Annotated in this window: 10 protein-coding genes; all 10 read right to left on the bottom strand. The window is 64.7% G+C overall.

What is annotated here, in order from left to right; genetic code table 11:
- Positions 1 to 3 precede the first annotated feature (3 nt).
- The gene (locus DUPY_RS14345; RefSeq protein ID WP_070249073.1) at positions 4 to 849 is read right to left on the bottom strand and encodes an ABC transporter permease; all 846 of its coding nucleotides are present in this window, start codon (positions 847 to 849) and stop codon (positions 4 to 6) included.
- A complete protein-coding gene (locus DUPY_RS14350) occupies positions 846 to 1,739 on the bottom strand; it encodes an ABC transporter permease subunit (protein ID WP_070249074.1) in 894 nt (297 codons plus the stop codon). The genes DUPY_RS14345 and DUPY_RS14350 overlap by 4 nt, the downstream gene beginning before the upstream one ends.
- Positions 1,740 to 1,748: 9 nt before the next feature.
- Positions 1,749 to 2,876 (bottom strand): ABC transporter ATP-binding protein, encoded by a 1,128-nt coding sequence (locus DUPY_RS14355; protein ID WP_070249075.1) that lies wholly within the window; start codon positions 2,874 to 2,876, stop codon positions 1,749 to 1,751.
- A gap of 221 nt (positions 2,877 to 3,097) precedes the next feature.
- Positions 3,098 to 4,468 (bottom strand): glutamine synthetase family protein, encoded by a 1,371-nt coding sequence (locus tag DUPY_RS14360; RefSeq protein ID WP_070249076.1) that lies wholly within the window; start codon positions 4,466 to 4,468, stop codon positions 3,098 to 3,100.
- Positions 4,469 to 4,545: 77 nt separating this feature from the next.
- Entirely contained in the window at positions 4,546 to 7,290 is a 2,745-nt protein-coding gene (locus DUPY_RS14365) for a nitrate reductase (protein ID WP_070249077.1), read from the bottom strand.
- A gap of 27 nt (positions 7,291 to 7,317) precedes the next feature.
- Positions 7,318 to 8,559: an NAD(P)/FAD-dependent oxidoreductase gene (locus DUPY_RS14370; RefSeq protein WP_070249078.1), complete on the bottom strand. Its 1,242-nt coding sequence runs from the start codon at positions 8,557 to 8,559 to the stop codon at positions 7,318 to 7,320.
- Between the two features lie 2 nt (positions 8,560 to 8,561).
- Entirely contained in the window at positions 8,562 to 8,909 is a 348-nt protein-coding gene (gene nirD, locus DUPY_RS14375; RefSeq protein WP_070249079.1) for a nitrite reductase small subunit NirD, read from the bottom strand.
- Between the two features lie 10 nt (positions 8,910 to 8,919).
- Positions 8,920 to 11,448: a nitrite reductase large subunit NirB gene (gene nirB / locus DUPY_RS14380; protein ID WP_070249080.1), complete on the bottom strand. Its 2,529-nt coding sequence runs from the start codon at positions 11,446 to 11,448 to the stop codon at positions 8,920 to 8,922.
- A gap of 22 nt (positions 11,449 to 11,470) precedes the next feature.
- Positions 11,471 to 12,775, bottom strand: coding sequence for an MFS transporter (locus DUPY_RS14385; RefSeq protein WP_070249081.1), 1,305 nt, complete (start codon positions 12,773 to 12,775; stop codon positions 11,471 to 11,473).
- Positions 12,776 to 13,158: 383 nt separating this feature from the next.
- On the bottom strand, positions 13,159 to 13,929 hold the full coding sequence (gene cobA, locus DUPY_RS14390; protein ID WP_070249082.1) for a uroporphyrinogen-III C-methyltransferase: 771 nt from the start codon (positions 13,927 to 13,929) through the stop codon (positions 13,159 to 13,161).
- Positions 13,930 to 13,948 lie beyond the last annotated feature (19 nt).

The following is a 13,948-nucleotide window of genomic DNA, read 5'->3' on the forward strand; positions in this document are numbered from 1 at the left end:
ACCTTAATCTTTACCGGCGTTGGAAATCTGCTTATGACGCAGCCGCTCGGCGCGGGCGATGTACAAGCTCGATGCGATCACACCAATGGACACGACCAGGATGGTCAGCGCCGCCACCGCATTCACGCGCGGATCGAGCCCCAGCCGCGCGCGCGAGAAGATCACGATCGGCATGGTCGATGAGCCGGGGCCGGACAGGAAGGCCGACAGCACCACGTCGTCGAGCGACAGCGTGAACGTCAGCAGCCAGGCCGAACCCAGCGCCTGCTTGATGTTGGGCAGCGTGACCAGGAAGAACACCTGGTACGGCCGGCAGCCGAGGTCCATTGCCGCTTCTTCGAGCGACTTGCTCATATCCTGCAGGCGCGATTGCACCACCACCGCCGCGTAGGCCATACCCAGCAGCGTGTGGCCGATCCAGATCGTGGTCAGGCCGCGTTCCGGAAAGCCGAACGCCTTTTGCACCGAGACCAGCATGAGCAGCAGCGACAGGCCGATGATCACTTCGGGCATCACCAGCGGCGCGCTGACCATGCCGGCGAACACTGTGCGCCCGGTAAAACGGCGGTAGCGATCGAGCACGAAGGCGGCAAAGGTGCCCAGCACCACCGAGGCGAAGGCCGTAAACACCGCAATGCGCAGCGACAGTCCCAGGCCGTTGATGATTTCCGTATCCTGCATCAGCGCCGCGTACCACTGCAGCGAAAAGCCGCTCCACACCATGTCCTGGCGCGAGCTGTTAAACGAAAACACCACCAGCACCACGATGGGCAGGTACAGGAACAAGTACCCCAGCGACAACCAGCCGCGCCCGAACCAGCGCTGCATGAAACTCGTATTGGTTTTCATCGGCTGTCCTCCTGCTCTGCCTTGTATTTGTTGAAGATCGCCATCGGCACCAGGATCAGCATGATCACCACCACCGTCACGGCAGACGCCAGCGGCCAGTCGTTATTGGTGAAGAATTCGTCCCACAGCTGGCGGCCGATCATCAGGGTCTCGGGGCCGCCCAGCAGCTCGGGGATCACGTACTCGCCCACCGACGGAATGAATACCAGCATCGAGCCGGCGATGATGCCGGACTTCGACAGCGGCACCGTCACGCGCCAGAAGGCCTGGAACGGCGTGGCGCCCAGGTCGGCCGCAGCCTCCAGGAAGCGCACGTCCATTTTCACCAGGTTGGCGTACAGCGGCAGGATCATGAATGGCAAATACGCGTACGTCATGCCGATGATCAGCGAGAACTGGGTGTTCATCAGGTGCAGCGGCTCGGCAATCGCCCCAATGCTGATCAGGAAGTTGTTGAGGATGCCGTTATTGGCCAGGATGCCCTTCCACGCGTAGATCCGCAGCAGGAACGAGGTCCAGAACGGCATCATCACCAGCATCAGCAGCACCGGCCGGATGGTTGGTTTGGCGCGCGCCATGAAGTAGGCGAACGGGTAGCCGATGAACAGGCACAGCGCGGTGGTGATCGCGGCGAACTTGAGCGAACTGAGATAGGTCAGCACGTACAGGTCGTCCTGCAGGATGAACAGGTAGTTCGAGATCTTGACCTTGAGCGTCATCACGCCGTCGGCCACCGTCACCAGCGTGCCGAACGGGTCGCCCACGTCGGCTTCCGCAAAGCTGATGCGCAGCACGATCAGGAACGGCACCAAAAAGGCGAACGTGAGCCACAGCGACGGCACGGCAATGACGAAGCGGCGCCCCGTGAAAAAATGCTTGAAGAGGTTCATGGCCGCGCCCTAGCTGGTGAGCACCACGACATCGGCGCCGTCCCACCACGCATAGACGCGCTGGTCGCGCTTGAGCGCGTCGGCGTCGTGGCGGGCGGCGTTGGTGCGCGACACCTTGATGCTCATACCGGTGTCGAGCTGCACGTGGTACAGCGTCTCGTTGCCGAAATAGGCCAGCGCGGTAATCGTGCCCTGCACGCAGTTGTAGCCATGTTCGCTGGCGTTGGCGCGCTGCTCGAGGGTGGGCGCCTCGGCCTGCACCGCGATCTTCTCTGGCCGCACGGCCACCGCCACCGGCATGCCCATGGTGCCGGTGATGCCGTGGGTGATGTAGTGGCGCCCTTCCGGCGTATCGATGATCACGTGGTCCGGTTCGTCGACGGTGACGCTGCCGTTGAACAGGTTGACGCTGCCAATGAAGTCGGCAACGAAGCGGCAATTCGGCGTCTCGTAGATTTCTTCAGGTGCGCCCACCTGCAAAATGCGACCGGCGCTCATGACGGCGATACGGGTGGCCATGCTCATCGCTTCGTCCTGGTCGTGGGTGACCATCACGCAGGTCACGCCCACTTCCTCGATGATGGACACGAGCTCCATCTGGGTGCGCTCACGCAGTTTTTTGTCGAGCGCGCCGAGCGGCTCGTCGAGCAGCAGCAGCTGCGGGCGCTTGGCCAGGCTGCGCGCCAGCGCCACGCGTTGCTGCTGGCCGCCGGACAGCTGGTGCGGCTTGCGTTTGCCGTATTCGGATAGCTGCACCAGCGCCAGCATTTTCTCGACGCGGGCGGCGATTTCATCTTTCGGCAAACCATCGCGGCGCAGGCCGAAAGCGATGTTATCCCATACCGACAGGTGCGGGAACAGCGCGTACGACTGGAACATCATGTTGATGGGCCGCTGGTACGGTGGCACGCCGACGATGTCCTGGCCGGCCAGGATGATCTCGCCGGCGGTGGGGGTCTCGAAACCGGCCAGCATGCGCAGCAGCGTCGATTTGCCACAGCCCGAGCTGCCGAGCAGTGCGAAGATCTCGCCCTTGTTGATCGCCACGGAGACATCATTGACGGCGCGTACGCCATCAAAGTCCTTGACGAGGTTGCGGATCAGGAGAAAAGGTTCAGCAGCTCGCTCTGGGGTCATATTGTGTAAATATTAATGGTGCCAATTAGAGAACAGAAATGTAACCACTGTCGGACAAGCCGTCATCCTCGCGCATGCGGGGATCCATAGACCGCGTAATCGGATACTCAGTATGGATTCCCGCTTGCGCGGCGGTCCGCCGATGCGGAATGACGACTCATCGGGCAGCGACATGTCGTCCGCATCCGATTTTTCGAACCCATGATTATAAATGCAGCGCTTCAAACATGTAGCAACAAGTGTTCCCGCTCCCACGGGCTGATCACGGTCATGAACTCCTGGTGCTCGAGTTCCTTGATCGCCGTATAGACGTCGATGAAGCGCTCGCCCAGTATGTCGCGCAAGCGGTCTTCGCGGCGCAGGCCTTCGAGCGCCTGTGGCAGGCCCTGCGGCAGTTCGTGGTCGTGGTCGTAGGCGCTGCCGGTGATCATCGGCGACGGGTCGATCTGATCGACCATGCCCAGGTAGCCGCACGCCAGCGTGACGGCCATGGCCAGGTAGGGGTTGGCGTCGGCGCCGATGATGCGGTTTTCCACGCGCCGCTGGCCGGTGCCGGAAATCGGGATGCGGAAGCCCACGGTGCGGTTGTCGATGCCCCACTGGACGTTGATCGGTGCGGCCGTGTGGCGCACCATGCGCCGGTACGAATTGACGTACGGCGCCAGGATCGCCATCGCCGCCGGCGTGTAGCGCTGCAGGCCGCCGATGTAGTGGCGGAAGTGCTGCGACGACGCGCCGTCGGCATCGGTAAAGATATTGCGGCCCGTGGCCAGGTCGTTCACGCTTTGGTGCACGTGCATGGCCGAGCCCGGCTCGCCCGCCATGGGCTTGGCCATGAAGGTGGCGTACATCGAGTGCTTGAGCGCGGCCTCGCGCAAGGTGCGCTTGAAGTAGAACAGGTTGTCGGCCAGGGCCAGCGCGTCGCCGTGCTGGAAATTGATGCCCATCTGGCCGGCGCCCGTTTCGTGGATCAGCGTATCGACGTCGAGGTTCATCAGCGCGCAGTAGTCGTAGATATCCTCGAACAGCGGATCGAACTCGTTGACGGCGTCGATGCTGTACACCTGGCGGCTGGTTTCGGCGCGACCGCTGCGGCCTACCGGCGCGCGCAGCGGCAGGTCGGGGTCGATGTTTTTCTCGGTGAGGTAGAACTCGAGTTCCGGTCCCACCACGGCCTGCCAGCCACGGTCCGCGTACAGCTTGAGCACGCGGCGCAGCACCGAGCGCGGTGCGTAATCGACCAGGGTGCCATCGGAAAAGTAGCAGTCGTGGATCACCTGCGCGGTGGGATCCTGCGCCCACGGCACGGTGGTGATGCTGCCGGGGTCCGCGCGCAGGATCATGTCGCGGTCGGTGGACGAGATGGCGCGGTCGTAGGCAGCGTTGGCGGTGGGGTAGTTGCCGGTGACGGTCATGCCCAGCACCGCTTCGGGGATGCGCATGCCGCGGTCTTGCGTAAATTTCGCACGCGGCAGGATTTTGCCACGTGCCACACCTGTCAGATCAGGTACCAGGCATTCGATTTCAGTGACGCGGTTCTCGTTGAGCCACGCGTCCATATCGGCGTCTGAGAAGTTTTCACGAAGTGACATGTTCGCTCTCATGGTGGTGATCAAGCGATCGGTGGTCTAATTTACCATATTTGGTAAATAGTTAAACCCTCGCCTGATCAACCAGCGGCCAGCTCCACCCGCGTATGCACGAGGATCTTCTTGATCTCGGGGACGCACGAGCCGCAATTGCCACCGGCCTTCAGGCACGCCGTCACCTGCGCCACCGTCTGCAGGTCCTGCTCGACGATGGCGTTGCAGATGGTGTTGCGACCGACGCCAAAGCACGAGCACACGGTCGGGCCGGTATCGGCGCCCTTCTCCACCGGCATGCCCACCAGCAGGCCCACGCGGTCGATCTCGCTCAGTTGATCCCTGGCGAACAGGCTGGCCAGCCACGCGCGCGACGGCATGTCCTGGCGCGGCGAGAGGAAGATGCACTGCTCGATACGATCGTCCACCACGTGCACGGCGCGGTACACGCCAGCGGTCTTGTCTTCGTATTCCAGCCAGTCGGCGTCGAGGTCGTCCACCCCCAGCAGCGCGCGCGCCCAGGCGCTGAAGTCGCCGATAGTGTTGCGGCCCGCGAGCTCGTAGCGGGCGAATGCCTTGCCCTGGATGCGGGTCCAGTGCGCCACGCTGTCGAGATTCACTTCGGTGCGGCTCAAGATAAAACTATGCCAGTTGACGCGGAACTGGTCGATGCGCACCGGCGTGTGCTTGAACTCCGGCTCGCCCGATACCGGATCGACCACCGGGTTGACCAAGGCGCCCACGCGCGCGTCCGACGAGGTCTGGCCGTTCCAGTGAATCGGGATGAACACGCTGCCGCGCGCGATGCCGCCGCCGTGCTGCACCCGCGCCACCATGGCGCCCCAGGCAGAGCTGATGCGCGCCAGTTCGCCCTCGCGCACGCCGTGCAGCAGCGCGTCCTGCGGGTGGATGTCGACGAACGACTCGGAGATGTGGTCGGCCAGCGTGTGCGACTTGCCGGTGCGCGTCATGGTGTGCCACTGGTCGCGCACGCGGCCGGTGTTGAGCGTGAGTGGATAGTCTTCGCACACGGCGTTGGCCGGCGCCCGGGTGGCAGTGGCGATGAAGCGCGCCTTGCCGTCGCCGTGGGCGTAGCGGTGGTCGGCGAACAGCCGTGCTTCGCTGTGCACCACGCCGGCGGCATCGCGCCGTGCCGGCCACTGTACCGGTTCGAGCTCGGCGTATTCGGCTGGCGTCAGGCCGGCCAGGCCTGACATGTCGAACGCGCGCGGAATATCCTGGGCTTCATTGCGGAAGCCGCTCAGGCGCGCGTGCTCGTCGAAGACGGCGGCAGCGTCGGCAAAGTCGAAGCCGGCGTAGCCCATGCGCTGCGCGAACAGCGAGATGATCTGCCAGTCGCCCAGCGCCTCGCCCGGTGCGGGCAAAAATGCGCGCTGGCGCGAGATGCGGCGCTCGGAGTTGGTGACCGTGCCGTCTTTTTCGCCCCAGCCCAGCGCCGGCAGCAGCACGTGGGCGTAAGCATTGGTGTCGGTATTCTGCATGATGTCGGACGCCACCACCAGCTCGCATTTTTCCAGTGCGCGGCGGGCCTGGTCGGCGTCGGGCAGGCTGACCAGCGGGTTGGTGGCCATCACCCATACCGCCTTGACCTTGCCCTCTTCGATGGCTTTGAAAAGATCGACGGCTTTGAGGCCGCCCCTGCGGGCCATGGCCGGCGAGTCCCAGAACGTTTGGACCACGTCGCGGTGATCGGCGCGCTCGAGGTCCATGTGCGCAGCCAGCATATTGGCCAGGCCACCGACTTCGCGGCCGCCCATGGCGTTGGGCTGGCCGGTGATCGAGAACGGTCCCATGCCCGGCTGGCCGATCCGCCCGCCAATCAAATGGCAGTTGATGATGGCGTTGACCTTGTCGGTGCCGGCGGACGACTGGTTGACGCCCATCGAGTAGGCGGTGATGGTTTTCGCCGTGGCGGCAAACGCTTCGTAGAATTCGATCAGCAGCGCCGGATCGATGCGGCACACCTTGGCCACCGCCAGCGGATCGGCGCAATCGATGTTGGCGGCGGCCAGCGCGGCGTCGAAGCCGTTGGTGTGGTCGGTGATGAAATCGGGGGCCACCGCGCCGATGCGCGACAGGTAGCTCAACAAGCCGTTGAACAGCCAGACGTCGGTGCCGGACTTGATCGGCAGGTGCAGGTCGGCCAGCTCGCAGGTGGCGGTGCGGCGCGGGTCGATCACGACCAGCTTCAGGTCCGGGCGGGCTTCCCTGGCTTTTAAAATGCGCTGGAACAGGATCGGGTGGCACCACGCGGTGTTGGAACCCACCAGCACCACCATGTCGGCCAGCTCCAGGTCGTCGTAGCACAGCGGCACCAGGTCTTCGCCAAAGGCGAGCTTGTAGCCGGCCACCGCCGACGACATGCACAGGCGCGAGTTGGTGTCGATATTGGCGCTGCCCACGTACCCCTTCATCAGCTTGTTGGCGACGTAGTAGTCCTCGGTCAGCAGCTGGCCCGAGACGTACAGCGCCACCGCGTCCGGTCCATGCTCGTCGATCACGGCGCGCCACTTGGCGGCCATCTTGCCGAGCGCCTCGTCCCACGATACGCGGCGCAGGCCATCGGCCTCGCGCACCTGCGGATACAGCAGGCGGCCGTCGAGACCCACGGTCTCGCCCAGGGCAGAGCCCTTGACGCACAGGCGGCCCAGGTTGGCGGGATGCTGCTTGTCGCCGGCGATGGCGACCGTGCCGTCGGCCTGCGGCGTGGCGCTCACGCCGCAGCCCACGCCGCAGTACGCGCAAGTGGTACGGACGGTGCCCACCGGGGCAACCGGGCGGATGGCAAGATGGTCTTGGGACAGGTTCAAGGTTGGCTCGCTATCTCGATAGTTTTGCTACGCGGCCCTGGCGCTGAGCGCCTCGCCGAACAACAGGTTCTGGCGCATGGCGCTGATGTCGGTGCGGTTCTGGATCAGGCCGAAGTACCACGGACCGTCTTTCACATCACCGTACAGCACGGCGCCGGTTACACGATTGTCCTTCAATACCAGCCGCTTGTACACGCCCCGGCGCGCATCGCGCAGCACCAGGTCTTCGCTGCCCGCGCCGCCGATGAAGTCGCCAACCGAGTACAGGTCCACGCCGGTCACCTTCAGGCGCGTGGGCGAGGTTTGCTGCACGTAGCGGCGCACGCCGGCGCCGGCCAGGTGGGCGCCGCACACGCGCGCCTGATCCCAGATCGGCGCCACCAGCCCGAACGTGGCGCTGCGGTGCTGCACGCATTCGCCCACGGCGTAGATGCGCGGATCGTAGGTTTGCAAGGTGTCGTCCACCACGATGGCGCGGTCGCAGTGCAGGCCGGCCGCCTTGGCCAGCTCGATATTCGGCCGCACGCCGGCAGTCATCACCACCAGGTCGGCCGGGATCCCGGTGCCATCCTGGAAGCGCACGCCCGTGACGCGGTCGGTGCCGGTAATTTCTGCGGTGTTGGCGTTCATCAGGAACGTCAACCCTTTCGCTTCCAGCGCCTTTTGCAGCAGCAGCGCGGCCGGCTTGTCGAGCTGCTGGTTCATCAGCGCGTCGCCCACGTGCACCACCGTCACCGCCATGCCCTGGCGTTGCAGGCCGTTGGCCGCTTCCAGGCCCAGCAAGCCGCCGCCGATCACCACCGCGTGGCGGTGATTGCGCGCCATGGCCAGCATGCTTTCCACGTCCTGGATGTCGCGGAAGGCCAGCACACCGCGCAACTGGTGGCCCGGCACCGGGATGATGAACGGCTTGGAGCCGGTGGCGATCAAGAGGCGGTCGTAGCGCACCTGCAGGCCGGAACGCGCACGCACGATGCGCTGCTTGCGGTCGATATGCTCGACCGGATCACCCGCGTGCAAGGTGATGCCATGCTGGACATACCATTCGCGCGTGTTGAGCATGATGTCCTCCATGCTTTTTTCGCCGGCGAGCACCGGCGAGAGCAGGATGCGGTTGTAGTTACCGTGCGGCTCGGCGCCGAACACGGTAATGTCGTACAGGTCCGGCGCGAGCTTGTACAGCTCCTCGACCGTGCGCATGCCGGCCATGCCGTTGCCGATGACGACCAGCGACGGCCTGGCGGCGTTGGCAGGCGCGTCTGCAGACATACTCACAGCCCTACCCACACTTTGCCACCGGCGATGCGCGCCGGGTACGTGCCCACCGAGTGCGCCGGCGACTCGATGCATTCGCCGGTCTGCAAATCGAAGTGCTGCTTGTAGATGGGCGAGGCCACCACGATCCGTTCGCCGATGCTCCCCACCAGGCCGCGCGAGAGTACCGAGGCTTCCGAGTTGGGGTCGTAGTTCTCGATGGCGAACACGCGCGAGCCACCGTCATCGACGTGGAACACGGCCACCTGCGCGCCGTTCAGCAAGGCGCACACGCCGGTGTTGGGGACGATGTCGTCCAGCTGGCAAACGGCAATCCAGTGGTCGGTTTGAATATCGCGATGCATAGCATTCTCCTCAGGCGGTAACGGCGATCGGAATCACGCGTTTGCGCTCTTCCACGGTGGCCGGGCGGATCTGGCCGCGTTCTTCCATGAACAGCACGTTCTCGTCGCCCTTGTCGCTGTTGACGAAATGGCGGAAGCGCTTGCGCGTCTCCGGGTTTTCCACGGCTTCCTTCCACTCGCACGCATAGGTATTGACGACGTGCTGCATGTCCGCTTCCAGGTCGGCCGCGATGCCCAGCTTGTCGTGCACCACGACCTGCTTGAGGTAATCGAGGCCGCCTTCGAGGTTTTCGCGCCAGGTGCTGGTGCGCTGCAGGCGGTCGCCGGTGCGGGTGTAGAACATCAGGAAGCGGTCGATGTACCGCACCAGCGTGGCCTTGTCGAGGTCGGTGGCCAGCAGCTCGGCGTGGCGCGGCTTCATGCCGCCGTTGCCGGCCACGTACAGGTTCCAGCCCTTCTCGGTGGCGATGATGCCCACGTCCTTGCCCTGCGCTTCGGCGCACTCGCGGGTGCAGCCAGAGACGCCGAACTTGATCTTGTGCGGCGTGCGCAAGCCCTTGTAGCGGTTTTCCAGCTCGATGGCCAGACCAATCGAATCATCGACGCCATAGCGGCACCAGGTGGACCCCACGCACGATTTCACCGTGCGCAGCGACTTGCCGTAAGCGTGACCCGATTCGAAGCCGGCCGCGATCAATTCCTCCCAGATCAGCGGCAACTGGTCCACGCGCGCGCCAAACAGATCAACGCGGGCGCCGCCCGTGATCTTGGTGTACAGGCCGTACTTCTTGGCGACCATGCCCACGGCGATCAGGCCATCTGCCGTCACTTCGCCGCCCGGCATGCGCGGCACGACCGAATACGTGCCGTCCTTCTGGATATTGCCGAGGAAGTAGTCGTTGGTGTCCTGCAGGCTGGCGTGCTCTTTTTTCAGCACGAAGTCGTTCCACACCGACGCCAGGATGCTGGCCGCCAGCGGCTTGCACACGTCGCAGCCCAGGCCCTTGCCGTGCTTTGCCAGCAGGTCGCCGAACGATTTGATCTGGCCCACTTTGATCAGGTGGAACAGCTCCTGGCGCGAGTAGGCGAAGTGTTCGCACACGTGGTTGTTGACCGCCATGCCGAGCTTTTTCATTTCGGCCTTCATCACTTGCGTCACCAGCGGCACGCAGCCGCCGCACGAGGTGCCGGCGTTGGTGCAGCTTTTGACGTCGCCGATGGTCGTGGCGCCGCCCGCCACCGCCGCGCAGATCGCGCCTTTGGAGACGTCGTTGCACGAGCAGATCTGCGCGCCTTCCGGCAGCGCGTCAACACCGAGGCCCGGCCTGGCCGCGCCATCGGACTGCGGCAGGATCAGGAACTCGGGCGACTCGGGCAGCTCTATCTTGTTGAGCATCATTTGCAGCAGCGTGCCGTATTCGGCTGCATCGCCCACCATCACGCCGCCCAGCAGGTACTTGCCGCAGTCGGAGACGACGATCTTCTTGTAGATCTGCTTGCGCTCGTCGGTGAACTGGTACGAGCGGCTGCCGGCGACATTGCCGTGCGGGTCGCCGATACTGGCCACGTCCACGCCCATCAGTTTGAGCTTGGTGCTCATGTCGGCGCCGGCGAATTCGCCCGCTTCGCCCAACATGTGCCTGGCCGCGACGCGGGCCATCTCGTAACCGGGCGCCACCAGGCCGAAAATCAGGCCGCCCCACAGCGCGCATTCGCCGATGGCATACACGTCCGGGTCGGACGTGACGCAGTTGTTGTTGATCTCGATGCCGCCGCGCGGGCCCACCGTCAGGCCGCATTCGCGCGCCAGCATGTCGCGCGGGCGGATGCCGGCCGAGAACACGATCATGTCGGCGTCCAGGTGGCCGCCGTCGGCGAATTCCATCCTGTGGGTGCCATCGACACCATCGACAATCGCCGTGGTGTTCTTGCCGGTGTGGACGGTCACGCCCAGCTCTTCGATTTTCCGGCGCAGCACGCGCGCGCCGCCTTCATCGACCTGCACCGCCATCAGGCGCGGCGAGAATTCCACCACGTGGGTTTCCAGCTTCAGATCGCGCAGCGCCTTGGCGCATTCGAGGCCCAGCAGGCCGCCGCCGATCACCACGCCGGTTTTCGAGCGCGCGCCGCATTCGAGCATCGCTTCCAGGTCTTCGATGGTGCGGTAGACGAAGCAGTCCTTGCGCTCCTTGCCCGGCAGCGGCGGCACGAACGGGAACGAGCCGGTGGCGATCACCAGCTTGTCGTACGGGAGTACGCTGCCGTCGCCGATGGTGACGGTTTTGGCGGCGCGGTCGATGGCGGTGGCGCGGGTGTTCAGGCGCAAGACCATGTCGTCGCGTTCAAAAAAGCCCGGTTTGACCAGCGACAGGTCTTCGGCGGTTTTACCGGAGAAGAATTCGGACAGGTGCACGCGGTCGTAGGCGGGACGCACTTCTTCGCACAGCACGGTCACCTGCAGGCCAGGCGTGCCGCCGGCAGCGAGCGACTCGAGGAATTTATGGCCGACCATACCGTGGCCGATGACGATGATTTTCATGGTGTAGTCCTTGACGTGATTACTACGCTGCCAGCTTGGAAGCGATGACGTTTTCTTCGATGGTGCTGCTGGAGAAGCGCGCCGCCAGTGCGCACAGGGCAGTGGCTGCAACGACGAAGCCGAGGATGGAGAGCGTCTGCTGGACGTCGCCCATGCCCTTCATCAGGAAGCCCGCGGCCACCGCACCGACGTTGCCGCCGGCGCCGATGATGCCGGCCACGCCACCCAGGGCGCGCTTGTCGACGAACGGCACCACGGCGTAGGTCGCACCGCAGGCCATGTGGGTGAACAGGCCGAAGATCAGCATGGCGCCGATGGCCAGGACGGCAGTGCTGGCGTGAGCAAACATCAGCAGGCCGGCGCCTTCACCGAGCATCAGCACGAACAGCAGCGTGACGCGGTGATTGAGATTGCCGCGTGCGGCAAACTTGTCCGAGGCCCAGCCGCCCAGGGCGCGGGCAAACAGCGCCAGCAAGCCGAAGCTGCCGGCGGCCATGCCGGCCTGGCCCAGCGTCAGGTTGAAATGATCGACGTAGTAGATGGCGGCGATGTTGTGGATGAAGATCTCGATACCGAAGCAGGCGCCGTAGGTGACGAACAGCAGCCACACGCGGTAGTTGGCGGCAGCCAGTTTGAAGCTCTCCCAGCCGCCCTTTTTGCCGCCTTCGATTGCAATGCCGGCGGCGCGCAGTTCGCTGAAGTTGCCCTGCGGGCAGTCCTGGGTAAAACGGTAATAAACGAAGGCCATCACGATCATCAGCACGCCCGGCACGATCAAGGCGGCGCGCCAGCCGAAGGTCTCGGAGACGCCCAGCATGATCATCGCGGTCATCAGCAGCGGCATCACGGCTTGCGCCACGCCGCCGCCCGCATTGCCCCAGCCGGCAGCTGCCGCATTGGCGGTGCCGACCACTTTCGGGCCGAACATGACGGAGGTATGGTACTGGGTGATGACGAAGCTGGCACCGGCCGCGCCGATCCCCAGGCGGAAGAACAGGAAGCTCTCGTAGCTCTGGGCAAAGGCGACGCCGATCACCGGGATGGAGCCGAGCAGCAGCAGGCCGGTATAGGTCTTGCGCGGACCGAAGTGGTCACACAGCGGGCCGACGATCAGGCGCACCAGGATCGTGATGGCGACGGCGGCGATATTGATGTTGGCGATCTGCGCGCCGGAGAGATTGAATTCTCCCTTGATGACGGGCATGAGCGGCGCGCAGGCAAACCACGCGAAGAAGCAGACGAAGAACGCCATCCAGGTCAGGTGGAACGCCCGCATTTGCGGCGTCGAGATCGAGAGGAGCTTGATGCTGTTAGCTTTGGTGGCCATTGTTTTATCCCGTTCAGAAAACAAAAAGGCGCCCGCGCAACCGGGCCATAAAAACCGGGTTGGGCGGACGCCGTTGTCCTGCCAGTCCGTCTTTGGACCGGCTATGTATTCGTGTGCTGCAGGGAGATCGCCGTTGACCTCTTGAGCTTACCTATTGCAAGAGGCGTGCCAGATAGGGGTGGGTGGTGCGACAGAGGGGGAATGCGGTGGCGAGGGTGATGAGCGACGTGGTTGGTGCAAGCTGGCGGTGCATGGTGCACGTTATGGGTGCGTTATTGCGGTGCAGGCACTAAACCCCGCAGGTCCGGCCACGACACGCGGCCTGCGCGTCGATGGGGTCGGACCCCGTAGGGGGTCCGACCCGGCATGGCCGTGCGGGGTTATCAGGCGTTCGCCTGCAGCGGTGCAGCCGCGGCCAAATCCTGCCAGTCATCGGCACACCGCACCACGTCACCGACCACGATGATGCTCGGGCTCCCCAGGCCGCTCGCGCGCAGCGCGGCGGGCAACTGGCCCAGGGTGGTAAGCAGCTTGCGCTGGTTGTCGCGCGTGGCGGCCTGCACGACGGCCACCGGCGTGTGAGGCGATGCGCCACCGGCCAGCAGCCCGGCCTGGATGGTGTCCACCCGTGCCACGCCCATGTAGATCACCAGCGTCAGCCGGCTTTGCGCCAGCGCCTGCCAGTTCGGTTCCGACGCCGCATCCTTGCCGTGGCCCGTCACGAAGGTCGCGCCCTGGCTCCACGAGCGGTGCGTGACCGGTACGCCGATGCTGGTCGGCGCCGCCAGGCCGCTGCTGATGCCGGGGATGACATCGACGTCGATGCCCTGCGCGCGCAAGGTGGCGCGCTCTTCGCCGCCACGGCCGAACATGTACGGATCGCCCCCTTTGAGGCGCACCACGTGGTGGCCGGCGCGCGCCTCGGCCACCATCAGCCGCTCGATGAATTCCTGCGGCGTCGATGCGCAGCCGCCGCGTTTGCCCACCTGGACCACCCGGGCGCCCGCAGGCGCATAGTCCAGCACCTGCGGGTTGACCAGGTCGTCGATCAGCAGCACGTCGGCACGTTCGATGGCGCGCACCGCCTTGATGGTCAACAGTTCCGGGTCGCCGGGTCCGGCGCCCACCAGCGTTACACTGCCCTGGGTATTCATTGATCTACTCCTCTGGTTG

The sequence above is a fragment of the Duganella phyllosphaerae genome (genome assembly GCF_001758785.1).
Lineage (GTDB): Bacteria > Pseudomonadota > Gammaproteobacteria > Burkholderiales > Burkholderiaceae_D > Rugamonas > Rugamonas phyllosphaerae.